The sequence below is a fragment of the Kitasatospora sp. NPDC036993 genome, assembly GCF_055607525.1.
Genome location: NZ_JBVJRP010000005.1, coordinates 228,610 through 252,084, shown reverse-complemented (window position 1 = coordinate 252,084; position 23,475 = coordinate 228,610). Strand labels below are relative to the sequence as shown.

Annotated in this window: 21 protein-coding genes and 3 pseudogenes; 7 read left to right on the top strand and 17 right to left on the bottom strand. The window is 72.6% G+C overall.

Going from position 1 to position 23,475, the window contains the following annotated elements; translation table 11 throughout:
* Positions 1-362: 362 nt before the first annotated feature.
* Positions 363-938 (bottom strand): hypothetical protein, encoded by a 576-nt coding sequence (locus ACZ7C5_RS12780; protein ID WP_401081972.1) that lies wholly within the window; start codon positions 936-938, stop codon positions 363-365.
* A 526-nt stretch (positions 939-1,464) separates the two neighbouring features.
* Here ACZ7C5_RS12780 and ACZ7C5_RS12775 point away from each other — a divergent pair.
* Positions 1,465-2,310: an alpha/beta fold hydrolase gene (locus tag ACZ7C5_RS12775; RefSeq protein WP_470322564.1), complete on the top strand. Its 846-nt coding sequence runs from the start codon at positions 1,465-1,467 to the stop codon at positions 2,308-2,310.
* A 125-nt stretch (positions 2,311-2,435) separates the two neighbouring features.
* On the opposite strand, the pseudogene ACZ7C5_RS12770 reads toward ACZ7C5_RS12775, so the two are convergent.
* From ACZ7C5_RS12770 to ACZ7C5_RS12755, 4 genes and pseudogenes are all read right to left on the bottom strand, one after another.
* Positions 2,436-2,681, bottom strand: a pseudogene (locus ACZ7C5_RS12770) (peptidase inhibitor family I36 protein); the annotation flags it as partial.
* Between the two features lie 274 nt (positions 2,682-2,955).
* Complete coding sequence (locus ACZ7C5_RS12765) at positions 2,956-3,465, bottom strand: hypothetical protein (RefSeq protein WP_470322563.1); 510 nt, start codon at positions 3,463-3,465, stop codon at positions 2,956-2,958.
* Between the two features lie 669 nt (positions 3,466-4,134).
* A complete protein-coding gene (locus ACZ7C5_RS12760; RefSeq protein WP_401081963.1) occupies positions 4,135-5,268 on the bottom strand; it encodes a methyltransferase domain-containing protein in 1,134 nt (377 codons plus the stop codon).
* Complete coding sequence (locus ACZ7C5_RS12755) at positions 5,268-5,399, bottom strand: hypothetical protein (RefSeq protein ID WP_401081960.1); 132 nt, start codon at positions 5,397-5,399, stop codon at positions 5,268-5,270. The genes ACZ7C5_RS12760 and ACZ7C5_RS12755 overlap by 1 nt, the downstream gene beginning before the upstream one ends.
* Positions 5,400-5,482: 83 nt before the next feature.
* On the opposite strand from ACZ7C5_RS12755, the gene ACZ7C5_RS12750 reads away from it, so the two are divergent.
* The gene (locus tag ACZ7C5_RS12750; protein WP_401081957.1) at positions 5,483-5,653 is read left to right on the top strand and encodes a hypothetical protein; all 171 of its coding nucleotides are present in this window, start codon (positions 5,483-5,485) and stop codon (positions 5,651-5,653) included.
* Between the two features lie 274 nt (positions 5,654-5,927).
* Here ACZ7C5_RS12750 and ACZ7C5_RS12745 read toward each other — a convergent pair whose 3' ends face one another.
* From ACZ7C5_RS12745 to ACZ7C5_RS12730, 4 genes are all read right to left on the bottom strand, one after another.
* A complete protein-coding gene (locus tag ACZ7C5_RS12745; protein ID WP_401081954.1) occupies positions 5,928-6,554 on the bottom strand; it encodes a glycosyltransferase in 627 nt (208 codons plus the stop codon).
* 108 nt (positions 6,555-6,662) lie between these two features.
* Positions 6,663-7,439, bottom strand: coding sequence for an ABC transporter permease (locus ACZ7C5_RS12740; RefSeq protein ID WP_401081951.1), 777 nt, complete (start codon positions 7,437-7,439; stop codon positions 6,663-6,665).
* A gap of 71 nt (positions 7,440-7,510) precedes the next feature.
* On the bottom strand, positions 7,511-8,353 hold the full coding sequence (locus tag ACZ7C5_RS12735) for an ABC transporter permease (RefSeq protein WP_401081948.1): 843 nt from the start codon (positions 8,351-8,353) through the stop codon (positions 7,511-7,513).
* Positions 8,353-9,354 carry an ABC transporter ATP-binding protein gene (locus ACZ7C5_RS12730; protein ID WP_401081945.1) on the bottom strand — a complete coding sequence of 334 codons (1,002 nt, stop codon included), beginning with the start codon at positions 9,352-9,354 and terminating at the stop codon, positions 8,353-8,355. The genes ACZ7C5_RS12735 and ACZ7C5_RS12730 overlap by 1 nt, the downstream gene beginning before the upstream one ends.
* Positions 9,355-9,714: 360 nt before the next feature.
* On the opposite strand from ACZ7C5_RS12730, the gene ACZ7C5_RS12725 reads away from it, so the two are divergent.
* Positions 9,715-10,293, top strand: coding sequence for a hypothetical protein (locus tag ACZ7C5_RS12725; protein WP_401081942.1), 579 nt, complete (start codon positions 9,715-9,717; stop codon positions 10,291-10,293).
* A 668-nt stretch (positions 10,294-10,961) separates the two neighbouring features.
* Here ACZ7C5_RS12725 and ACZ7C5_RS12720 read toward each other — a convergent pair.
* Positions 10,962-11,144: pseudogene (locus ACZ7C5_RS12720) on the bottom strand (EF-hand domain-containing protein); the annotation flags it as partial.
* 13 nt (positions 11,145-11,157) lie between these two features.
* Between ACZ7C5_RS12720 and ACZ7C5_RS12715 the strand changes: the two are divergent.
* On the top strand, positions 11,158-11,925 hold the full coding sequence (locus ACZ7C5_RS12715; RefSeq protein ID WP_470322562.1) for a methyltransferase domain-containing protein: 768 nt from the start codon (positions 11,158-11,160) through the stop codon (positions 11,923-11,925).
* Positions 11,926-12,129: 204 nt separating this feature from the next.
* On the opposite strand, the gene ACZ7C5_RS12710 is transcribed toward ACZ7C5_RS12715, so the two are convergent.
* Positions 12,130-12,759 carry a helix-turn-helix domain-containing protein gene (locus ACZ7C5_RS12710; protein WP_470322561.1) on the bottom strand — a complete coding sequence of 210 codons (630 nt, stop codon included), beginning with the start codon at positions 12,757-12,759 and terminating at the stop codon, positions 12,130-12,132.
* Positions 12,760-12,912: 153 nt separating this feature from the next.
* On the opposite strand from ACZ7C5_RS12710, the gene ACZ7C5_RS12705 reads away from it, so the two are divergent.
* Positions 12,913-13,902: an alpha/beta fold hydrolase gene (locus tag ACZ7C5_RS12705; protein ID WP_401081933.1), complete on the top strand. Its 990-nt coding sequence runs from the start codon at positions 12,913-12,915 to the stop codon at positions 13,900-13,902.
* A gap of 138 nt (positions 13,903-14,040) precedes the next feature.
* Positions 14,041-14,166, top strand: a pseudogene (locus ACZ7C5_RS12700) (IS630 family transposase); the annotation flags it as partial.
* A gap of 47 nt (positions 14,167-14,213) precedes the next feature.
* Here ACZ7C5_RS12700 and ACZ7C5_RS12695 read toward each other — a convergent pair.
* The gene (locus ACZ7C5_RS12695; protein ID WP_470322560.1) at positions 14,214-14,696 is read right to left on the bottom strand and encodes a GNAT family N-acetyltransferase; all 483 of its coding nucleotides are present in this window, start codon (positions 14,694-14,696) and stop codon (positions 14,214-14,216) included.
* Positions 14,697-15,022: 326 nt separating this feature from the next.
* On the bottom strand, positions 15,023-15,178 hold the full coding sequence (locus ACZ7C5_RS12690) for a hypothetical protein (protein WP_470322559.1): 156 nt from the start codon (positions 15,176-15,178) through the stop codon (positions 15,023-15,025).
* Positions 15,179-15,328: 150 nt separating this feature from the next.
* Between ACZ7C5_RS12690 and ACZ7C5_RS12685 the strand changes: the two genes are divergently transcribed.
* The gene (locus tag ACZ7C5_RS12685) at positions 15,329-15,817 is read left to right on the top strand and encodes a DUF4265 domain-containing protein (RefSeq protein WP_470322558.1); all 489 of its coding nucleotides are present in this window, start codon (positions 15,329-15,331) and stop codon (positions 15,815-15,817) included.
* A 526-nt stretch (positions 15,818-16,343) separates the two neighbouring features.
* On the opposite strand, the gene secD is transcribed toward ACZ7C5_RS12685, so the two are convergent.
* The 4 genes from secD to ACZ7C5_RS12665 all read right to left on the bottom strand — a co-directional run bounded on the left by secD (position 16,344) and on the right by ACZ7C5_RS12665 (position 23,111).
* Positions 16,344-18,668 (bottom strand): protein translocase subunit SecD, encoded by a 2,325-nt coding sequence (gene secD, locus ACZ7C5_RS12680; protein ID WP_470322557.1) that lies wholly within the window; start codon positions 18,666-18,668, stop codon positions 16,344-16,346.
* A gap of 177 nt (positions 18,669-18,845) precedes the next feature.
* On the bottom strand, positions 18,846-19,280 hold the full coding sequence (locus ACZ7C5_RS12675) for a hypothetical protein (RefSeq protein ID WP_401081912.1): 435 nt from the start codon (positions 19,278-19,280) through the stop codon (positions 18,846-18,848).
* A gap of 275 nt (positions 19,281-19,555) precedes the next feature.
* A complete protein-coding gene (locus ACZ7C5_RS12670; RefSeq protein ID WP_470322556.1) occupies positions 19,556-20,893 on the bottom strand; it encodes a hypothetical protein in 1,338 nt (445 codons plus the stop codon).
* The gene (locus tag ACZ7C5_RS12665) at positions 20,883-23,111 is read right to left on the bottom strand and encodes a hypothetical protein (protein ID WP_470322555.1); all 2,229 of its coding nucleotides are present in this window, start codon (positions 23,109-23,111) and stop codon (positions 20,883-20,885) included. The genes ACZ7C5_RS12670 and ACZ7C5_RS12665 overlap by 11 nt, the downstream gene beginning before the upstream one ends.
* Positions 23,112-23,475 lie beyond the last annotated feature (364 nt).

Genomic DNA, 23,475 nt, shown 5'->3' with positions numbered 1-23,475 from the left:
CCGTTCAGCAGAGCACGTCAAGCCGTATGAGGGTTGTGGAGGTCGACCATGGCGCGCACGGGAGGCGGCAACCAGTTCTCGATCGACGAGTCCTTCCGGGAAAGCAGTTCGAGTACCCCGGGGGGTGTCGGACGGCCGTTCGGGTCACTCGAACTCGGGTGCGAGCTTCGTCTGATCGTCTCGGAACTGGTTGATCTCTCACCGTCGTTGCGGCGAGATGTCGCGCGATTCCCGGCTCGGTAGGCCGAGCACGTCCCTGGAGCGGTCCCGGTCCGGCCACTGCCGGGACTCGTACGCCGGGAGCCGTTCCGGCACGGCTCTGCGGCTCTGCGGCGCGGCGGTCGGCGGGGGAGCGGTGGCCCCTACGGCGTGGGCGGGCACACCAGGGTGCTGGTGACGGGCGGGTCGGGGAACTCCGAGCCGTCGTAGGCCTGCGTGCCGTCGCCGTACTCGAAGTGGAAGTAGTGCGCGGCGAAGCTGACGACGGGGTGCACCGTGCAGTCGGAGGTGGCGGGGTACTGGTAGGTCAGCGTGATGGTCCGGCTGGTGCCCGGCGCGATCGGCACCAGGGGCGCCGTCAGGTTCATGAGGGCCCGGAGTCCGAAGGGCTCCCAGCGCCCGAGGTCGCACCAGCTCACCTGGCCGGAGCACCCGGTGAGCACCGCCCGGGTGCCGGGGGCGGGTTGTGGACCCGCCTCGACCATGGGCAGCCAGATGTAGAGGAAGGTCACGTCGACGGCCTGGCGGTTGGTGAACGTGACGGTCAGCGTGCCGGTCTGGCCGGGCGTCACGGTGGGGTGGTCGACGCTGAAGGTGAAGTACGGCGGCTGGGCGGAGGCCGTGGCGGACGCCTGCGGGGCGAAGCCCATCAGGCTGACGAGGAGGGCGAGGACGGCGACGACGCCGACGCGTCTTGTCGCGGAGTGGGGTGTGCGCATGAGCGGGCAGCGTAGGGAGCCGGGACCGTCCCGTCTGCCCCCTGGCGGAGAACCGGCCATGATCCGGACGCCGGGATTCCCCGGCCCGGGGACGGGGACGGCGCTCCGGCGTGATGCCGAAGCGGGTGCGGTGGGCGGCCGGCGACTCGCTGCCGGAGAAGGCCGGGTCGAGGTATCCGCCGCTGGTCGAGGTGGCTGTCGCCGGTGGCGGCCCGGCTGCCGCCAGGGCGGGTGCCGCGGCCGGTCGTCGGGCGGGCGGACGGGGAGCCCGGCGAAGCGGGGTGCCCGAACCGTTCGGGCGGAAGTCGGCGGGTTCGTACGGGCGCGGGCCGGGGACGGCCGCCGGCCGCGAGCGGCTCGGGTTGTCCGCGAACCGCTCGTGTGCCGTCTATGTGCCGCTCATGTGCCGCTCGCGAACCGCTCCGATCTCCGTCAGGGCCCCGAAGGTGGTCCAGCACCACGTCATTCCGCAACGATCCGTTAGTCTCACGTGAGGTGATGTTTCTCGGCTTCGGGAGGATGACCCATGGCGGTGCACGTGACCGTGTGGGATGACCGCGATCGAGCCGGAGAAGGCCGGACCCCGACAGCTTCGGTGGTCCCGACGACCGCTGCCGCCCCCGCCCTCTTCGTCCACAGCATCTTCAGCTGGGGCAGCGACTCCACGTACGGGTTCGCCGGGCAGCGGCCCCTCGCGGACAGCCGACGGCTCCTCCTGATGGATCGCCGGGGCTACGGCGACAGCCCGGACACCGCGCGCAGCGACTTCGACGTCGACGCCGCGGACGTGGTGGAGGTCCTCGGCGACGGGGCCCGCGCCGAGGGGCTCGGCGGCGCCCATCTCGTGGGGCACGGGAACGGCGCCGTCGCCGCGCTCATCGCCGCCGCGCGCCGGCCCGACCTCGTCCGCTCCCTTGCCCTCATCCAGCCCTCCGCCTTCACCGCCGCCGCGCACCATCCGGTCGTCGCCGACCTCCTCGACCGGGTCCGCGACGGTGCCCCGGGCAGCTTGGACGGCGTCACGCCGGAGCAGTATCTGCGTGCGTCCACCGAGGGGTTGGGGATGGACATGCCGGAGCCCACGTCGCGCCGGCTCCGTGCCGTCGCCACCTCCATGGGGGAACGGCCCGTCTGGGAGGCGGAAATCCCGCTGGAGGTGATCCGGGGCGCCGCCCTGCCGGTTCTGGTGATCTGCGGAACCTGGGAGCCCGCGCCGGCCGCGTACCGCGAGCACGTGGGGCTCCCCCTCATGGCCGTGGCCGAGTCCCTCACCGACTCCCTCGCGGGCCGCCTGCTGCGGGTGCCCGGGTACTACCCGCACACCCAGGAGCCCGCCGCCGTCAACGCCGTCCTGCGGGAGTTCTGGGGCTGACCCGCTTCCATCCCGCGCGGAAGCACTGTCCCCGCATCCCGGGGCCGGGTCCAGTACTACGCTTTGCCTGCTCAGAGGCTGCGCGTGGTGGGTGTGGCGGGCTGGTGCCGGATCAGGGGCGGTCTTCACCGGGCTGTCCGTCGATGGTGTGCAGCCGGCGTTGGCAGCCGCGGGCGGCGGCCTGGAAGCACTCGTCCATCGCCCAGCGCACTTCGGCCGCACCGACCCCGCGAGGCCGGTGCGGCAGGGGATTGGAGCCTACGAGAGGAACTGCAGGGAGGACACCTTGGCGCGGGTGACCGGGATCGGAGCGCTGCCTCCCCGTTGTAGTTGATGTCCTTGTAGAGGCACAGCCGGCCCGACGGGCAGGCGGTCTTGCCCTACCCGGATGTGAGGTAGGTGTCGGCGGCCCGGTTTTCCGCCTGCACTGTCGAGGCGGCAAACGCCGGCGCCCCAGGAGACGCCGGCCCGCTGGTCTGTCTCGGCGAAGTTCGGCCGCCGGCAGCTCCGTTCACGGAGACGAACGCGTCGGACGGGCACAACGGCCAGGTCTCTTCCGCCCGCTGGGCTTCGCAGTCGACGTAGCGGATCCACCGCGGGCACAGGGACCGGGCCGTCTTCGCACCAGCGGCACGGCAGGCACCGTCAACCCTGCCCGCCCGGAGCGGTGGCGAGTCGGCCGAGTAGCGCCATCACGATGATCCGGATGTTCTTGTCGTTCGTCACCGCGCAGTGGGCTTCGACGCCTCGTTCGTCCGGGTCCTGATCCGGCTCGGTCAAGCCCACCCGGATCAGGTCGACGGCGTACTCGCGGCTCCGGGAGTAGTCCGCCGCGGCGTTCGCCGCTTCGACGTGGTCGATGCGGCCGGGATCCGCGGCCCGCAGCAGCGCCGGGGTGGGCGGCGGGCCCAACACCTCTCCGACCCACCCCGAGACGGCCTCCCGGGGGCAGCCCCGATCCAGGTCCGAAGAGGCCGCAGCGACGAGCGCCAGTCGGATGAGGAGCGACCCGAACCAGGTCGTGGCCTCGGCCGGAGGTGTATCCGTGCCTCCCGGCGGCATGACCGCCTGGTACAGAGCCGCCGGGTCGTCGGCGTGCGCGGCGGCGATGACCGCCTTCACCGCGTTGCCGAGGGCAGGCTTGTCGATGGTCATGTCGTCGGTTCTCCTCATGATCGGTGGCCGCCAGGTGCGCGGTGAACGGTCGGTGGAGGGCAGGCTTGCCCCGCTACAGGCGGCAGGTCGACCGGCCGACGGCCAGGACCGGTGCGGTTCTGCCTCACCCACTCCTTGAGTGCCTGACCTGTGGTCATGCAGCTGTGGACACCGTAGAGTCCCTGGATCGGCCCGCGCAGGCGAAAGCGGGTTCCGCCCCTTTCTGTCCCTCCTGAGTGTGTTCCGGTCAGCCGCGCGGAGGACCAGCAACTTCACCCCCGACTCGATCGTGACCAGGACGCCGGGCGGCCCCGAGGATCCGTCCTCCCGCCACACGGCCGCCGAAGCGATCGTCGGCCGCCGGTAGCGCGCCTGCCCCGCGGAATGGGTCACGCCCGAAGCCTCGCAGGTCACGACGGGGCCGGCCCGTGCGCCCGGAGACAGCTTCAGCCCCGCCCCCGCGACCGCGCGCTCGTGCCTGTTCCCTGGCCCCGGGAACAGGCACGGGCCGGCCGGTGAGCGCGACGCCATCGGACGCGAGCTGATCCACCCCGCAGCCCGGCACGGGCCGGCCGGCGGCCCGCAGCGCCATGCGAGCGGTGCGTGCGGGAGTGCGTCCTGGCCCGCAGCTGAAGCCGCGGGTCAGGGAGCTGGCACCAGATCAGACGGTCACCGTGTGGCCGGAATCAGGTTCGCCGGCTCGTCCAGCCACGCCCGGTGCTCCCCGTCCACGGTCAGCCCGAACCGTTCGAAGCCCGGCCGGCCCGCCTTCTCCCACCACCGGACGACGTCCTCGACCTCCGACCACACCCGGCGAGGACCCGACTGCCGAACCTCGTACCGTTCCGCGCCGTCCACGTAGTCGACCGTCGCCCACGACGTGACGCCCGTGTCGAACAACCACAGGGTGGTCATCCCGTCGCCGTCGCTGCGCCGGTAGTACACGTCGGGCACGCCCAAACCCACGACGAAGGACGCCAGCCAGTCGTCGACGACGCTCAGCGGGCTGAGATCGGTGAACTCCTGCACCGCATCCCCGGGCCAGTCACCGGGCAGGTAGTCGTCGACGGGCGGAGCCTGGTAGCGCTGCTGCCGCATCCGCATGAACGCCGAGGAGCCGGTGAACGGGCCCTCGGCGCTGTCGCCGGCCACGGCCAGGCGGGCCACCGCTCCGCCCCCGAACAGCGGCGAGAAGGGCAGCACCAGCACGCCCTGCGGCCGGATCTGTCCGATCACGGCTGCGGGGACCTCCCGCACCGAGCAGGTGAGGATCCCCCGGTCGTACGGGGCCTCCGGCGGGTACCCGTCCGCCGCGTCGCCCACCACCGCGGTCGGGACGGCGTCGAGAACCCGGAAGTTCGCCGCGGCCTGGGCGGCGACCTCCGGGTCCAGCTCCACGGTCACCACGTTGTGCGCACCCTGGCGCCGGGCCAGCAGTGCGGCGTTCCAGCCCGGGCCCGTCCCGCCCTCCCAGACCTTGTGGCCTTCGTGGACGTCCAGGTCGCGCAGCATGGAGGCCACCATCGTCGGCATGGACACCGAGGACGTCGGCTCCCGCGGCCCGCCGTCCGCACCGTCATCCCACTGCGTCACGATCGCCACGTCGGAGCACGCGAGCTCGAACCACCGCTCGGGAGTCTTAGCCCGGTCGCAGCGCTCGTAGCCGTCACTGGTGCTCGCCCAGAAGAGGTCCGGGAGGAACAGGTGGCGGCCGACGGCGAGGAAGGCCTCCCGCCAGTCCGGGGTCAGCGCGCCCGAGGCCTCCAACTGGTCGATCAGCCGGGCCTGCACGCCGGCGGCCATCACTTGTGCTTCGGATCGGGAGCCGGCCCCTGCCCGTCCGGGTTCGGCATCGGGCCGATCCGAGGGCCGCCGGGCTTGGCGTGAGAGCCGCCCTTGCCGTCGTTCGGACCGCCCTTGTTCTCGTCGCCCACGGTGCTCCTCCTCCTGCATGACGCTCCGAAGATCCGCTGGGCGGAGCGTAGTCGATCCGACACTCAAAGTGAATGGGACGGTTGTGGATCCGCTGCCGCCGGGCGAGATGGGCCGGCGGGCCGAAGGCCTGGCCGCCAGCGAAGAAGCCGTCCGCCACTACCGCATGCTGGCCGACGCGAACCCGAAGGCCTTCGACCCGCACCTGCAACGGTCCCTGACCGTGGTCGCCTGGCTCGAAGGCCTCGAACCGTAGCCGGGTGAGGCGGCTACCGCCGCAAGCTCCGGCGGGGGAGCATCACATGCTCGGAATGGCGCTCCCTGCCGGTCCTGCGTACCTTGCGGCGGCCGGCACCTGATGTGCCTCGCGCGGTGTTCGCCCGGATCTCCTGGGCGTCGTCGGGCTCGGTGGCCTGATCACAGGGTCAGGCCACGTGGTCAGGCCACGTCTCCCATGGCGCGGCGCCGGCTGCGGAGATGCCCACGGAGGGGTCCTCGGCCGTCCCCCGGCTTCGGGCCACGCCGGTTCGCTACATCCAGCTGGCGGCCCAGTGGTGGACGCCGTAGGCGTCGGGGAACTCCTCGCCCGCCCGGTGTTTCTCGTTGAATCCGTACGGATAGAACAGTTCGCTCGGGAAAACCGTGATCGCCGATCGGCCGGCCTCCTCCGACAGCCGCTTGTAGACGGTGGTGGCCAGTCCGGGACCGGTCTTCAACGCCGCATTCGCATCGGCGAACTCCTTGACCCTGAGGGGCAGTTCCTGCACACAGGCGGCCATGAACGGGTGGTCGGGCACCGCACCCATGATGCCCGTCGACACGTGTACGCCGTCCTCACTGGCGGCGAAGACATCCAGTTCCCCGAGGAGACGGTCCAGGGGGCGCAGGCACTCGAAGTCGGTGTCGATGTAGATGCCGCCGTGGCGCAGCAGGATCTCGTACCGTGCCACGTCGGACTTCTCCGACCAGCTGTCCAGCGCGACGAACGCGTCACCATTGGTGAGGAAGCCGGAACGGGAGGGGTCGAGGTCGTCCTCGGTCCACAGCCGGTACTCCCAGTCGGGGTGGTGGTGCTGCCAACTGCGGGAGTAGGCGCGGAACCGCTCCGGCATCGGACCGCCCATCCAGACCTGGTGGAAAACCCGGGGTATCGACACGTGATGGTCCTCTCTTCCGTTTCCGGAGGATTCGCCCCGACCGGAAGGACGGCGCGTTTCGTCCGCCCCACGGGAACGCCCGCGGGGCGGCGTGCACTTGCAGGATCCTCATGTCCCGGAACTGGAGTACAAGGCGGCCTGCGACCGCCAGAACACCAGCGCGAGCCACAGCAGCAGCGGCCCGGCGCACGGCGAGGCCAGGACGAGCCAGAGCGGGACACGGAGGTCACCGGCCCTGCCGATCAACGCGGTCGCCGGCAGGTAGGCCACGAAGGCGACAGGCACGAGGAAGGTGAGTACGAAGCGGGTGGGCCCGGGGAAGACCGTGAGCGGGTAGCCCCCGAAGGTGTTCATGACGTTGTCGACCACCGAACGCAGGGAGCGGTTGGAAAGGGTTCGGAAGGACAGCGCGCTGATACCGATCTGGACGGCGCCCTCGACCATCGCGCCACCCACCAGGGCCGGCACGAGGTAGAGGAGGGCCGTCGCCGAGTGCAGCGGGTCGAGGTTCCAGACGGCGCCGGCGAGGATGGCGGCCCCGGTCAGCAGGTCACCGACCGCCGGCAGGTGCGCCTGTCGGCAGAGCAGTTGCAGCAGGACCCCGGTGGGGCGGACCAGGTAGCGGTCGAACTCGCCGGTGCGAATGGTGAGGTCGAGATAGAAGAGCTGGTTGCCCGGTACCACCCAGAGGCCGTGCGATGTCAGGCGCATGCCGTACAACAGGCAGATCTCCGCCATGGACCATCCGCCGACCGTCCCGAAACGGGTGGAGACGACCCAGATGAAAACGAGACCCACTCCTTGGAAGGCGGCACCGCCGACGCAGCCGACCAGGAGGTTCCCGCGGTACTGGAGCTGGGCCTTCAGGGCCACGTGCAGCAGCAACCGGAACGCGAGCGGACGTGGGACAGGACGGGCGGCGGAACAGGGCGCGGAGTCTCCCGGGGGCGTCATGGTCACCCCCCCTGCACGACGACGCGTCGCAGGGCCCTGAGCCACACCAGTCTCAGGACCAGCCACAGCGCGATGGCCCAGGCGCACTGGACGGCCAGTGCCTGCAGGATGTCGCGGGTCCCGTGCATCTGGCCGAGGTACAGGGCAGTGGGGATGTAGACCATGGTCTGGAAGGGCAGCAGGCGGGTCACGTCGGCCAGCCAGTCGGGCATGAACCACAACGGCACCAGGGCCCCGGAGAAGAAGCGCGCCGTCATCAGGTAGACGGAGTAGACCCCGTCCAGTTCCAGGGTCCAGAACGAGATCATGCCGACGATCACGCCCAGCAGGAGGGCGCTGCTGTAGGCGGGAACCAGGCTGACGACGTAGGCGAGCATCGCCGTGGCGGAGGCGGGGGCCTGCGCGCCGCCCGCCAGCACGGAGAAGACCAGCGCGACGGCCACGAACGGAACCATGGCGAGGGTGCTGCCGGCCCTGGCGGCGATCATCTGGGAGGTGAAGCGGACGGGGCGGGCGAGATCCAGGGCCACGACGCCCTCCCGCACCCGTAGTTGGAGCGTCGACAGTCCCCCGGAATCCGTGAGCCAGGACTGCACCGAGGCCAGGACGACGTAGGTGATCTGGGTGGCGAGGGTGATCTCGTGTCCCCCCTCCACAGTCGCGCTTCCCGAGCGGGGGTAGACGGCGGTCCACACCAGACGAAGCATGTAGATCTGGAGCAACAGGCCCGCCAGGCCGAAGAGGACGTCGCTCCGGTAGGCGTACTGGCTGCGCGCCTGGACACGGGCCAGGGCGGTGTACGCCGCCAGGCGCTGACGCGGTCCCAGCCGGGCCGAGGGCCTCATCACCCGCCCTCGCTTCCGGAGTAGATCCGGTGGATGACACCCTCGAGGGCCGACTCGGTGATCGACAGGTCCGTGACGCGGTGCCGGGCCAGTACGGCGGCGATGATCTCCGGGCTCTGGGTTTCCTTCGGAGCGAAGCGGAGTGAGACGACCCCGGGTTCGGCGGCACCGGACCGCACGCACTCGACGCCGGGCAGGTCGACGCCCTGCCACGTGGTGCCTTCGGCGAGGTGGAACACCAGTTCCCGGTGCGGCGCGAACTGAGTCTTGAGCTCGTCGACGGCGCCGTCGTAGAGCACCCGGCCTCCGTCGATGAGGATGATACGAGTGCACAGCCGCTCGACGTCGCCGAGGTCGTGGGTGGTCAGGACCACGCTGGTGCCGTGCACCCGGTTCTGGGTGGCGATGAACTCGCGCATGCGTTCCCTGGCGATGATGTCCAGCCCGATGGTGGGTTCGTCGAGGAAGAGGATCCGCGGCTCGGGCAACATCGCGGCGGCGAGGTCTCCGCGCATGCGCTGCCCGAGGGACAGCTGACGCACCGGCGTGTCCAGGAACGGGCCCAGCATCAGCATGTCCGTGAAGTGGGTGATGTTCCGCCGGTAGCGGGTTCGCTCCACTCCGTAGAGCCTGCCCACCGTCTCCAGGGAGTCCCGCAGCGGAAGGTCCCACCACAGCTGGCTGCGCTGGCCGAAGACGACGCCGATGTTGCGGGCGTGCCGCTCGCGCTCGCGCCAGGGAACGACCCCGGCGACCTCCAGGTGCCCGGCGGTGGGCCGCAGAATCCCGGCGAGCATCTTGACGGTCGTCGACTTGCCGGCGCCGTTGGGCCCCAGGTACCCGACCAACTCCCCTTCACCGATCGAGAATTCGATGCCGTCGACGGCGAGCTTGCTCGTGTACTGGCGGGTGAGCAGGGTCCGCAGGCCGCCGAACGGCCCGTCGATCCTCTTGGGCCTCCGGAACTCCTTGACCAGGCCCGCCACTTCGATCAGCGACACACGACACCCTTCCTTTGACAACGGACGGCCGAACGGGAGGGACGTTCCGGTCGGTCGCGGGCCATCCCCGGCAGCCGGGCTCGCATCCCGGGCGGGTGCCGTATTCCATGGCGAAGGTGCCCGCCGGACCGAGGCGGGCACGCGTGGAGACGACCGCGGCGATGAGGTCCCCTGTGAGCGGTTCGACGGGCCCTTCGCCGGCGGGTGCAGCGCTCTCCGTGAAGAACTCCGGCAAGTTGTCCGAAGACCAGGTGGAGATCCCAGAGTTGCCCATGCTTAATTGTCCGTCTACAAAAAACGGCTGAGTCCCAAGTGAACTGCGGACAACCCGACTTGGCCGCGGACAGACGGGAGCGAAGAGTGGGAAGCACCGGCCGCCCCCAGGGGCGACTCAAGGGAGAGACCGAGCAGGCCGACGCGCTGGCCCGGTTCGTGCGCCAGCTGACCTCCGGACTCACCGTCCGTGAACTCGCCCAGCGGTATCCGGCGGGCAGGACCACGTGGAGCGAGTACCGCTCCGCGGGGAAGGACATTCCCTGGGACCTGCTCCAGCAGTTGGTCCATGACCTCACGAAGGACCCGTCTGCCCGGAAGGAGCTGCTCACCCAGGCCGGCCACCTGCACGAACAGGCGGTCCAGGCGGCTGCGGCGTACCCGTCACCGGCGGCGGAACGGTCGATGGTGCAGCAGGCGCTCGACCGGGCCAGGCACGCCCAGCAGCTGGCCGAGGCAGGCGTCGCGGAGTCGGAGGAGCTGATTCACGTCCTGGTGGCGATCGTGGCCGAGCTGTGGGGCCAACTGGGCTCCGGCATCGAGAACAAGACGCTCCGTGGCACACCGGTTCCCGACGCCACCGAGCTGCGGCGGGCCAGGCTGCGCGAGGCCACACGCAGCCTGGCCGAGCTGCGGCACATCAGGGAAAGCCACTGTGAACCGTAGGCCGCAACGGGGCGGACCCCACCGGAGGCGCGCCTCGCGCGCTCGTGCCGGCGGCCCGGCGCCGCGAACACCTCCCCGACTCGGTGCTTGGCGCACCCGGCCTCGGGGCCGGCCGGGGGTCGTGGAGCCGGACAGCTCAGCGGGGTCGGAGGCGAGTCGTAGGCGCGAGGTGCTGCCTTGTGTGGACTCCGGGACAGCGGCGCCGGGGCTCCTGGACCACCTGGAGGCCGAACGCGCCCGGATCAGCGAACGGATCACCGACCTCGCCGCGGCACGCGACCGACTCGACACGGTGCTCGCCAACACCCGTAACCCTCCGCCAGAGTGCACGCACCACCCGGAGTGGGAGGCTGAGGCCCGTCTGGCGGTCAGGCGGAGAAACGGATGGCGGCTCCGCCGGATCCGGTGACGCTACCGCGTTTCCCGGGGGCGGCCTCGGGCCTCCCCCAGCGCGGTGGTCGCGCCGCTGTACGGGCAGTTGACCGGAGAACAGCCCGATCGGCCTTGCCCGTCAGAGAGTTCGTCGCTTCGCTGTGTGGCGGCGTGGTAGGCGACGGGATCTCCAGGAGCCGGGTCCGCCGAGGGGCAGGAGATCGTCCCGCCAGCCGGACGGCAGTCGGCCTCGGACGGAGCGGGCCGCGTGTCCGCCCTCCCGTGCGGTGGCCGGGTCAGACCGGCAGCGAGACCAGGCGGTCGCCGGGGATGCCGGCCAGACCGGGCGTGTAGTAGTCGCGGATGCCGTCGGCCCAGGCGGTCACCGTGATCCGGTCGGCGGCATCCGGTTCGAACGCGTCGAACAGCGCGTGGATGTTGGGTGCGTCGAAGCCCCATGCGATCATCAGGTCGAGGAAGCGGGTCCCCGACGTGCTGACGCACCGGCGCCCCGAGGAGAGGGCCCGCCTCGACGCCCTGAGCCGCGCCTTCGACCCGCAGACCCGGCGACGGCTGGAAGCCGCCGAGATCGCGCCCGACTGGTCCTGTCTGGAGATCGGCGCCGGCGCCGGCACCGTCGCCCACTGGATGGCCGCGCGTTGTCACCGGGGGAGTGTCACCGCGACCGACCTGGACGTGGCATTGGTCCGGGAACCGGTGCCGGCCAACCTCGCGGTGCTGGTGCACGACGTCACGGAGGACGCCTTCCCGGAGGGGGCCTTCCAGCTGATCCACGCGCGCGCCGTGCTCATGCACCTGCCTCAACGCGAGCGGATCATCCAGCGGATGCTGCCATGGCTGGCCCCGGGCGGGGTGCTCCTGGTGGAGGACCTCGTCCACTTCCCTCGGCACGGACTGCCCGCGTCCTCCCCGCTCAGGCGGGTCATCGACGCCTGGTGGGCTTCCCTCGCCACATCCTTCGGAATGGACGACACCTGGGGTGTGCGGGTGGCGGCCGCCATGCGCGACACCGGCTACGAGCACGTACGGTCCGAAGCGGACCTTCCCGCCTTCCACGCCGGATCACCGATCGCCGAGTTCTCCCGGCTGACCATTCAGGCGGTCGCCCCCCGACTCGTCAGCACCGGACTGCTCAGAGAGGCCGACGTGCACGCCGGCCTGGAGGAGATCGATGACCCCGGCCACCTCTCCTTCCCCATCGCCGTCGTCGCCACCTCCGGACACCGCCCCGCGAACTGAGGAGGCAACGGTCCACCGGCCGACGGCGGGCTGCCCCGCCTCGGTGGTGCCCGCACCGGCTCGCGGACAGGACGGGGGGCCATGCCCCATTCCGGCCTTCAGGAGCCGCGCGAGGCCGGCCGCGCCGCCATTCCCGCCCAGACCGGGGCGGCCAACGACCTACTTCGAGTTGCCTTCATACGTGAGTCGTGCCAATCACCGGTTCTATCCGGACCGGCGCGGTCCGGGCCCGCGACGTGATCCGGACGCGCGGGTGCGCGGTCGTAGGCGCTCTCCCTGCGGCCCGAACATGATCAGGTATTCGACCGGTCCGCCGGGTTCGGCGTTCGCGACTCCGTGGGCGGTGCGGGTGTCGAACTCAGCCGTCTCCCCGGCGCTCAGGACGAGGTCCTGCTCGCCGAGCGCCAGCCACAGCCGCCCGTACAGGACGCACAGCCATTCATACCCGTCGTGGGAGACCTGCCGCGGCCGCGACGACGGCGCGTCGACGGCGGGCAGGACGTGCTTGTGGGCGTGCAGGCCCCCCACGTACCGGGTCAACGGCAGCACCACCTTGTCGCCGCCGGGACCCTGCGGCGTCCGGATGCGCGGTCCGGGTGCGGTGACGGGCGCGGTGCCGGCCAACTCGTCCAGGGAGACGCCGTACACCTTCGCGAGCTGCAGCAGCACCTCCAGGGTCGGCTTGCGCCGACCGGTCTCGATCCGCGACAGCGTGCTCGGCGAGATGCCGGTCGTGCGGCTGACGTCGGTGAGCGTGGCGCCGCGCTGCTCGCGCGCGGTCCGCAGCCGGGGGCCCATGGCCGCCAGCGTGTCGGCTGTGCCGTCGTCCGTCACCGTCGCCCCGCTCTCTCCAGCCGTGCGGCCTCCACCGCCCAGCCCTGCCCTGCCCTGCCAGCTTGCCAGAATGGCAACGGTGCTCGCGTCGGGAGGCCGCCCCACCACAAGATCAATGGGTAACCGCGGCCGCCCGTGAACCGAGGAGATGCCATGCACCCGCCCATGCCGTCCGCCGACCTGCGCCACCGCACCATCGAGGCACCCGCCGGGCGCCTGCACCTCGTCGAACAGGGCACCGGACCGCTGGTCCTGCTCGTCCACGGCTTCCCCGAGTCCTGGTACTCCTGGCGCCGCCAGCTCCCGGCCCTCGCGGCGGCGGGGTACCGGGCCGCGGCGCTCGACGTGCGCGGCTACGGCCGTTCCTCCAAGCCGGCCGCGACCGACGCCTACCGGATGCTCGACCTGGTGGCGGACAACGTCGCCCTGGTACGCGCCCTGGGCGAGGAGAGGGCGGTGATCGTCGGGCACGACTGGGGCTCCAGCATCGCCGCGGCCTCCGCCCTGCTGCACCCCGAGGTCTTCCGCGCCGTCGCACTGCTGAGCGTCCCCTACGCACCACCCGGCGGCCCCCGCCCCACCGACGTCTTGGCGCGGATGGGCGGCGACCAGGAGTTCTACGTCTCCTACTTCCAGGAGCCCGGCCGGGCCGAAGCCGAGATGGAGCCCGACCTCCGGGGCTGGCTCGCGGGCTTCTACGCGGCCATGTCCGCCGACACCATGCCCGCCCCGAGCGAGCCCGACCCCCACTTCGTGGCCCGCACCGGCGGCCGGCTGCGCGACCGCTTCCCCAGCGGCAAGCTGCCCGCCTGGCTGACCGAGGACGACCTCGACGTCTACGCCGCGGAGTTCGAGCGCACCGGCATGACCGGAGCCCTCAACCGCTACCGCAACATGGACCGCGACTGGGAGGACCTCGCCCCGTACGCCGGCGCCCCGATCAAGCAGCCGTCCCTGTTCATCGGCGGCGCCCTGGACGCCTCCACGACCTGGATGGCCGACGCGATCGACGCCTACCCGACCACCCTCCCCGGCCTGGCCTCCGGCAACATCCTGGACGGCTGCGGACACTGGATCCAGCAGGAGCGTCCCGAGGAGGTCAACAGCCTGCTGACCGACTGGCTCGCCTCCCTCCAGGGCTGAACCCTCGGGTGTGCCCTTCAGGCGCCGTCGCAGGAGATCCTCGGCCGACACACCCCGGAGCGTCGCCCGAACCTCACGTCCGCCCAGCGCCGCGCGTCCCCCGGCGCGAGCAGGGTGGTGGAACCTCCACCCGTCTTCGTTGCCTTCGACCGGCTCGAAGCCCCGGTACGCAACCGGCTCAAGCGCCTGCGGTACCGACCAACCGTCCTGGACGGTTTCCTCGCCGGGACCGGCCTCGGCCTCGACCCGCCGAGGGTGCCCTGAAACGCCGACCATGCCCTGAGGGCACGGCCGGCGTTCCGGTCGCGGGGCTACAGTTCGCGGAAGTACACGGCCACGGGCAGCTTGATGCACCCGAGGCTTTCGTACAGTGCTCTGGCCGGGGCGTGGAACTCGTCGCCGCCGGTTCCGATTTCGGCGTAAACGGCTCCGTGGGCACGCATGTGGCCGAAGGCGTGCTCGCACAGCTCGGTTGCCAGGTGGTCACGACGGTGGTGCGCGTCGACGGCGAGGATGCCGATGGTTCCGTGCTCGCGGGCGGGGTCGATCTCCCAGCCCACATAGCCCGCGATCTGTCCGTCGAGGTCCGCGACGGCGGCGTGCTTGTTGTGCTCCGGGGTGTGCAGCGTGGTGAGGAGAGTGTGGTAGTCCTCGCGCCACTGGCCGTGCTGCCGGGTGAAGACGACCTCGCCGACCAGCGGTCGGAAGGAGTCCTCGTAGAACGGCCCGAAGGTCTCGATGGTGAGCTCGGTCAGCCGCGGAAGGTCACGCGGCTCGAAGCTGCGGATGATCACGAAATGCGCCTCTCGCTGAGGGGTCGACAACCGGAGGGACAGGCATCGACGGGCTCGCTCGCGGCGAAGGCGGGCGGCGAGTGAGCCCTCAGCAGCGCATGCGCCGGGAGGCGAAGCATTCCATGCACAGCAGGTTAGTGAGGTCCTGCGACGGACGCAGACCTTTCCGACTGCTCGTCACCCTGAAACGATGAGCTCAGTAACCACCCTGGCCCGCCTTCCGAACCGCCGTTTCCACGTGCACGTGAGGGGCACGCGGCGACGGCTGAGCGGGTGGCAGGAGGAATCCGACCTCACCGCTTGATCTTCCCTGCACCGACCTCAGGTCAGGGCAGCTCCACGAATCGGTGGACGCGAAAGGACGTCAGGTGGTCGGGCTCGATGCTTGCCGAGTCCACCCGGTAGCGGCCGGCGCGGAGTTCGAGAACGGTGCTGTCCGCGAGAGTCCCGACCTCGGTGCCGGAGTAGGCGGCGTCGAACATGACGAGCTCGCCCGTGGTCTCAGGACAGGTCCTTCATCCCACTCGGCGCCGGGAAGTCCGGCCAGGACGATGTCAACGACACCTTCCTCGACCGGGCGGGGATTGCCGCCGGTCCGCCAGAACGGCCGTCTCGGGCTGGATGATGGCGCGGTGACGAACATCAGCGACGACCATGTGGAGGTCCACTTCCGGATGAACGTGGACGAGGACGGCTGGCCGTCGGCGAGTGTCGAGAGCCTGTGGGCAGTCGACCTCGGCGATGGGACGGTGCGGCTCGACAACACCCCCTGGTTCGTGCGCGGTGTCGCCTGCGAGGACGTCATCCGGGTGGAGATCGACGAGGAGGGCGTGCGCTGGGCCGGGGAGACGGTCCAGGCGTCGGAGAACTGCACGATCCGGTTGATCGTGCTGAAGGAGGAGGGCTCGGCCGCTGCCCGGCAGAGCGTGCTTGAGGTCTTTCACGGACTCGGCACGACGGGTGAGGGGATCGAGCAGTATCGGATGGTCGCGTTGGACGTCCCACCGGATGCGGACCTCCCAAGGATTCGGAAGCTCCTGGAGCACGGTGCGGCCAAGGAGTGGTGGGACTGGGAGGAAGGATGTGTCACTGCCGCCTGGAAGGCCGCGGCCTCAGTGTGAGGGACGCGCGGGCGGTGTTTCAGTGCGGTGGCCGCGGACCCGGAGCGTTGCCCGGACTACGGCGTTCGTATGGCTGGCTCCGTGAGTCGTGAGCACCTGTCACTCAGCGGCGAGAGCACCCCGTGTCACGGGAGAGTGATGCCGCCGGGTTTCGAGAACGCCACGGTCACGCTCTCGACACACTGGGTGGGGTGTGTTCTCAGGATGGATGTCCCAGGCTCGGCCGGGCTGAAGGGGGATCCCCTCCGAGTGACGATCGGCCGGGTGCACGCCGTGCTGGGTCTGGAGAGCGCCCCGTTCCACCTGCCCCCACGACGTGGACCCCGTGGGGGATCGCTCGGCGACGGCAAGGACCCCCTGGTCGGTCGGCCAGGGGGTCCACGCTTCACCTTTTCTTGTCCCCTGGCCTACCGGGAACGGCTCGTCAGGGTGCTCCGAGGCGCACCGCGCACAGGAACCGACGGCTCGTCCCGCGCGGCCGGGGCACCGCTCCCCGGCGGGGCTCCGGGGGCGGAGCGAGCGGTGCTCAGACCACCGCCCCGTTGTGGTCGCGCGGCCGTGCCGGGCCCGTGGTGTGCGGCGCCCGGGCCTCCCGCGGCCGGTCCGGGAACCGGCCCTGGAGCAGCACGACCACCGGCATCGCGGTGAACACCGTCGACGTCGTGCCCACCAGGACCCCGGCCAGCAGCGCCACCGAGAAGTCGGCGAGCGAGTCGCCGCCGAGGACCGCCAGGGCGACCAGGACGAACAGCGCCCCCATGCCGGTGTTCACCGTCCGGGGCAGGGTCTGCGCCACGGCGCGGTCCGCGAGGTCCGCCCAGCTCGCCTTCGTCCCGGTCCGGCGCAGCTCGCGCAGCCGGTCCAGGACCACCACCGTGTCGTTGACCGAGTACCCGACGATGGTGAGCAGTGCGGCCAGGAAGACGCTGTCCACCGGCTTGCCCAGCCAGGCGAAGAGGCCGAGGACGAGCAGCAGGTCCTGTGCCATCGCGATCACCGCGGCGGCCGCGAAGGTCCACCGGAAGCGGATCGTGAGGTAGAGCAGCTGGGCGGCGACCGCGAGCCCGAGCGCGGCCAGCGCGTAGCCCCGCAGTTCGCTGCCGAGGCTCGGCCCGATCAGCTCGTCGCGTTCCACGGACAACTCGCCGGTGACGTCGGTGAGTGCCTCCCGGATGCGCTGCTGCTGGTCGTCGCCGGTCTCCTTGGTGCGGACGGACACGCCGGTGTCGCCGGTCGTCTGCACCACGGCCTGCGGGAACCCGGCGTCGACCACCGCCGCACGGGCGGCGTCCGCGTCGACCCGCTGCGCGGCGGTGTACTGAGCCACCCGGCCGCCGGTGAACTCGACGCCGAAGTCCAGGCCGCGCCCGCCGATCCCGGCCAGGGCGAGCAGCAGCAGCCCTGCGCCGGCGCCCAGCCAGCGCCGCCGGTGGCGCATCAGCCGGGGCGGCCGCCGGGTCAGCCGGGTCCGGAGCCGGCCGACGGTGGCCATGCCGGTCAGGGTGGGCCGCCGGGCGACGGCCGGCCGTCGTACCGCCCACTCGGCGAGCAGCCGGGTGATCAGCATGGCCGAGAACATCGAGGCCAGCACGCCGATCGAGAGCGTCACCCCGAAGCCCTTGACCGGGCCGGTGGCGAACACGAAGAGTAGTCCGGCGGCGAGCAGCGTCGTCACGTTGGAGTCGGCCACCGCGCTCCATGCCTTCGCGAACCCGACGCGGAGCGGGCGCCGCAGGTCGCGCTCCTTGCCCGGGCCGGCCGCCCGGGGCGCGGTGTACTCCTCCCTGGCCCGTTCGAAGACCAGCACGTTGGCGTCCACCGCCATGCCGATGGCGAGCACGAAGCCGGCCAGTCCGGGCAGGGTGAGCGTCGCGCCGAGCGAGACCACGGCGGCGTACGAGATCAGTCCGTAGAGGGCGAGCGCGACGGTGGCCAGCACCCCGAGCAGGCGGTACACCGCGATGATGAAGGCCCCGGTGCAGAGCAGGCCGATGACCGCGGCCAGGGCGCTGGCCCGGATCGCCTCGGCGCCGAGGGTGGGGCCGACGGTGCTCTGCTCGATCACCGTCACCGGGACGGGCAGGGCGCCGCCCTTCACCAGGGCCGCGAGGTCGCGGGCCTCGTCGGCCGAGAAGCCGCCGGTGATCTGCGTCGAACCGCCGGTGATCCCCTGCCCGCAGGGCACGCTGTCCTGGACTCCGGGGGCGGACAGGACGCGGTCGTCGAGCACGATGGCGACCCGGCGGGCGGGGTCGGCCGGGGCGGCGCACGCCGCCTCCCCGGTGAGCCGGGCCCAGGCGTCGCCGGCCGAGCCGCGGAAGGAGAGGTCGATGCTCCAGCCGAGGCCCGTCCGGGTGTCGAGGACGGCCGAGGCGTCCTTGACGCCGTCACCGGTCAGCACCGGCGGGCCCAGCCGCAGGTGGCCGCCGGGCAGGCCCGGGTCGGCGAGGACCCGGGAGCCGTCCGCCGCAGGGGGGCCGGCCGGGCCGTCGGCGGCGGCGGTGACGGGGTGGAAGGTGAGCTGGGCGGTGCGGCCGATGACCCCGGCGGCCTCGCGGGGGTCCTGGACACCGGGGAGTTCGACGACGATGCGCTGTTCCCCGGCGCGGGCGAGCGAGGGTTCGGCGACGCCGAGGCCGTCGACCCGGCGGCGCAGCACCTCCAGCGCCCGGTCGGTGGCGTCCGCGTCGGCGCGGACGGTGGGCGAGTCCTGGGTCTCCAGGACGATCCGGGTGCCGCCGCGCAGGTCGAGGCCGAGGCGGGGCGGGGTGGTCAGGGCGACGTAGAGCGAGACACCGACGACGGCGAGCGCGACGAGCGCGCGCCAGAACGTGGCACGGCGAGTGGGCATGGGTACTCCACGGGCGGTCCGCGGGAGCCGGGCGTCCGCGGGGGACGCCGCACCCGGGACGGGCGGACGCGAGGGGACGGCGCGCCGCCGGGAACGCTCCGGGCACGGTGGCCGGAGTCCTCCCCGTCCGGGCCGCGGACAGGCCGCGGCACCCGGGTCGGCGGGCGCGGTGAGACGTCAGCTGGACCGGGTGGCGGGAGGACCGCGGGTGTGGCGGGGGTCGTAGTGGCCGGACGGCGGCGCCCGCTCCTGACGCGGCCCCGGGGCGTACACCCCGGGCCGGGGCCGGGGGACGTCCGTCCGGGCGGCCGGGAGCGCGGCAGGCGGGAGCGCGGGCAGCCGGACGCCGGGCTCGGCGGTGGCCGTCTGCCGCCGGGCGACATCGAAGCCGGGGTGGTCCGCTGCGCGCCGGACCTCCGCGCCCGCCGGGCCGAGCCGTACGGCGGGGGCGGTCGGGGCGGGGGCGGCCGGGGCGGCGATGGCGGGCGCCGCGTCAGGAACCGGCTGCGCCGGGCCCGTCGCCGTGCCGAGGAGGACCTGGCAGACGGCCCAGACCGCGAGGAACGCGCAGGACAGCGCGGCGGCCGCGGTCCGGCGTACGCGTCGCTCCACTCCGGACCCCTCCCCGCTCGTGCCGTCACCCGGTCCTGTCCGCAAGAACCTCTCACTGTAGGCGACGGCCCCGCGGCGGGGGAGGCCGGGTGGCGGAGCGGAGCGGACTGGCCGGGGCCACGGTCCGGCGGGGGCCGCCACCCGGCCCGGACGGACCCGTCCACCGGCTGCACCTCCCCGGACGGTCGGACGGCCGGCGGAACAGGGGAACGGCAGAACGACGGAGCGCCGGTTCCCCCGGGGAAGCGGCGCTCCGTCAGAAAACCCTCCCGGGCTCAGTCCTTGGCCGCGCCGCGGTCCTCGGACTGCTGCCGGGCCCGGCTGAACTCGCCGGTGCCGACCCGGGCGGCGAGGGTGTCGTCGGGGCCGGAGAGCAGCGAGCCGTAGCCGGTGGCGGCCCAGAGGCTGCGGTCGGCGGGCATCTCGAAGTAGGGGATGGTGCGCCCCTGGTCGCGGACGGCGAGCACCTGGGGTGCGCGGCGGGCGCGCAGGGCCTGGGCGCAGTCCTCGCAGACGGCGACGTCGACGCGTTCCCGGCGCCCCAGCGGGCGCCAGGTGGTGCGGCGGACGGCGGCGCCGTGCCGGGGGTCGAAGAAGCACAGCGGAAGCCGCGGTTCGGCCGCGAGCGCGGAGCGTCCTTCGGCGGCCAGGGCGAGCACGCCCGCCAGGTCGGGGATGCCGCGGGCGGCGTCCAGGACCCGGCCGGCCGCGTCGTAGGCGTCCAGGGCGCGGCCCAGGCCGGGGGTGGTGGCCCCGTCGGCGCCGTCCACGGCCTCGCCGAGGGCGAGCACCTCGGCGGCGGCCTGCCGGCGCAGCCCGGCCTCGTCGGCGGCCTGATCGGCGGCGAAGACGGCGTCGGGGAAGGTGAAGGCGGTGTGCCGGGGCGAGCGGCGGCGGAGCACCAGGAAGGCGGCACCGCCGACGGCGAGGACCAGCGCCGCGGCGACCGCGAGCAGGGTCCCCTGGCCACCGGAGGAGGAGTCGGCGGCCTGGTCCTTCGCCTTGGGCCGGGCCGAGTACTCGCGGTCGACCCGGGCGGCCTCGGCCTTGTAGACCGCGGTGCCCTGGCCGGTCTTGATCAGTTCGATGGCCCGGCCGACGCGGGCGGCCAGTCCGGCATCCTTGAGTTCCTTGAGCATGCCCACGGCCATGGCCGAGTCGCGGGTCTGGTGGGTGTCGTTCGGCCACTCGGTGCCCTTGAGCCAGCTCACGTACTCGTCGTTGGTGAGCAGGATCAACTGCGGCTGGCCGAGGCGTTCCTGGAGCACCGCGGCCAGGCCCTTGGCGCTGCCGCCGAACGCGTCGCCCTTCTTCAGCGGCACCAGCACCACCTTGATGGGCAGGCCGGTCGCGGCGATCTGGTCGGCGAGTTCCCGCTGTTGGGAGGCGGTGACGGCGGCCGCGAAGGACGGGTCGACGTAGACCGGGCTGGTGGCCAGCGCCTCGGCGATGGTCGTGGCGGTCGGTCCGGGGCCGGCGCTGTCCGCGCGGGCGGGGGCGCCGGTGCCGAGCAATGCCACGCAAGCCGTCAGCAGCGCGGCGAACAGCCCTCCGAGCAGGCGCCGGTCGGGGCCGGCGGACGGGTGGCGGACGGTCGGGTGGTCACTGGACACTGGCGGACTCCCTGGCCCTGAGGATGAGTGCTTCGAGCCCTTCGCGGGCGGCCGGCAGGATCTGCCCGGCCTCGTCCCAGGCGGTCCGGGTGCGGTCGTCCGCCCCGGGCAGGCGCAGCAGCCGGTCGCGGGCCAGGCCCGCACGGGCGGCCTGGTCGGCCCCGCCGCTGCGGAGGGCGTCCCGGCAGGTGGGGCACAACTGCGCGGACCGGGGGCCGATGCCGAGCTCGGCGAACCAGGCCGGCACCCGGCCGCCGGTGGCCTCGCCGTGCAGCGGGTCGAGCCGGCAGAGGGTGGGGTGGAGGTGGCCGCGGAGAGCGGCCAGCCCGGCCTCGGCGAGTACCACGACGGCGGCCAGGTCGCCCGCCTCGGCCGACCCGTCGGGGTGCTGCCCGCTGCTGTCGGCGAGGAGTCCGGCGGCGTCCAGGCAGTCCCAGGCGCGGGTGCGGCCGGGCGCGTCCTGGTCGGCGGCGGCCAGTCGCGCGGCGAGTTCGCGGACGCCCTCGCCGGCCCGGGCACGCAGGTGCCGCAGGGACGGCAGCGGGCCGGTGTGCCGGGGCTTGGTGTGCTGCGAGGAGCCGGCCGCGCGGGCGCGCCGGGAGCGGAGCACGGCCCGGGCGGTGGCGAGGGCAGCCCAGGCCAGCAACAGCAGGACGCCGAGCAGCATCACGCCGAGCGCGATGCCGCCGCCGAAGTCGTTGCTGAACAGGGCGGGCAGCCGGTTGTCGTGCAGTGGGGGCAGCGTGGTGTCGCGTTCCGCGGGATCGTAGCCCGGCTTCGGCTCGGCGGCGGCGACGGCGTCCAGCACCTGGTTCAGCCGCGGTGCCACGTTCAGACCCTTGGTTTCGCCGCGCGCGTACTTGACGTCCGTCGGTACGCGTGCGAAGCGGTGCAGGGTGTCCTGGCCGGTGCCGTAGCTGTCGAGTCCGATCACGCCGGTCAGCTGGTCGACGAGGATGTAGACGCCGTTGCGGCCGGTGCGTTCGTGGATCAGGGCGAGCAGCAGGTCGCGGTCGGAGCGGGTCTCGCCGTCGCTGTCGGCGGAGGTGACCACGATGTGCACCGGGCCCTTGGGGGCGAGTTCGGTGAGCCGCTGCCGGATCGCGGGCAGGTCGGCGGCGGTCAGGGCGTCGGGGCCGGACGGGTCCTGGTAGACCGGGTCGGCCGTGAGCCCGGTGGCGATTTCGTCGACGCGGGCGTTCAGGTCCGCCTGGGTGACGTTCAGGTAGGGGCTGTCGATGACCTGGGGGAAGGCGGTGGGCGCGTAGTGCACCACGCCGAACACGGCGGCGGCCGTCGCCAGCAGTGTCACCGGCAGCAGGCCGCGGAGGCGCCACCCGGCGCCCGGGGTCCGGGCAGCGGGGGGCACCACCTCCGGGCCCTTGTCCAGGCTGACGGCGGGCTTCCTGCCCGACTTCAGGCCGGTCTTGGGTCCAGCCTTCCGGCCGGTCTTCCGGGCGGGGTCGGCGCCGGAGGAGCGGGTCCGGCGGAGGGAGAGGCGAAGGCCGAGGGCCAGCACCAGGCCGGGGATCACCACCACGGCCAGCCCGAGCAGCAGGTTCTGGTTCTGCCGGTCGGTGGCGCTGATGTACGCGCTGGGCCGGTCGCTGTCGCGGTACCGGCCGTACACTTCCTCGGCCTTGGCGGCGGCCCGGTCCTTGCCGGAGGCGACGGCGTCGACGAAGTTCTCGAACCCGGCGAGCGGCCCGGCCCTGTACGGGGTGCCGTACAGGGAGACCCGGCGGGCCTCGTCCACCGGAACGTCGACGCCGAACGCGGTCGCGGTGATGAGGCCGTAGCCGCTGATCACCACGTAGAGGCCGTCCGCGCCGAGCCGGTCGTGCACCAGGGCGAGCAGCGCGGCGTCGCCGTCCGGCAGCGCCAGCACGTAGGTGGGGACGCCGGTGCGCTCGGCGAGGGCGGCGATCTCCGGGGCGAGCGAGCGCGGAAGCCGGCGCGGCTCGGCGGCCGAGACGTAGACCGGGTTCTTGCGCAGTTCCTCGGCCAGGCGCTCGGCCTGGGTTGTGCCGCCGGCGGGTTGACCGCTCGGCGCGGCGGTGGCGGTCGCCGTGGACGCTGCCGCGGGGCTCGGCCCGGCGCTAGGGTCGGCCGCGACGGCCGTTCCGGCGCTGCCGAGCAGTACGAGCGCCGCGAGCGCCGTGCCCGTCCGGGCCCGGAATATCCCGGTCCGTCTCCGTATCCCTGTCGGTGTCCGCATCTGCGCCCTCCCGGTGGTTCGGCCGGTCACTTTACCTGGGCTTGGTCTCGACGAGGGCGGACGCCCCCGGTCCCCGGGGGCGGCGCGAGGCGGGGGAGGGGGATCGGGGGCGGCGTCACGGGCGCGGCCGGAAAGTGAGCCGAGTGCTGGTGTACGGCGTCGTCACCGACGTGTGCGTGGCCGGATCGGTCCGCGAACGCGTCGCCCGTCCGTACTCGGGCGCCCCGCGCCCCCATGGCGCGGGGCGGGCCGGGCCGGAGGGGGGGGGTCCGGGGGGGGGGGCCCCCGGGGTTTTGTGTGGAGGATTATCCTAAAAGCCCCCCAGGACTTTCCCGCCCCGGAAAATCTTCCAGAAAAAGGAATT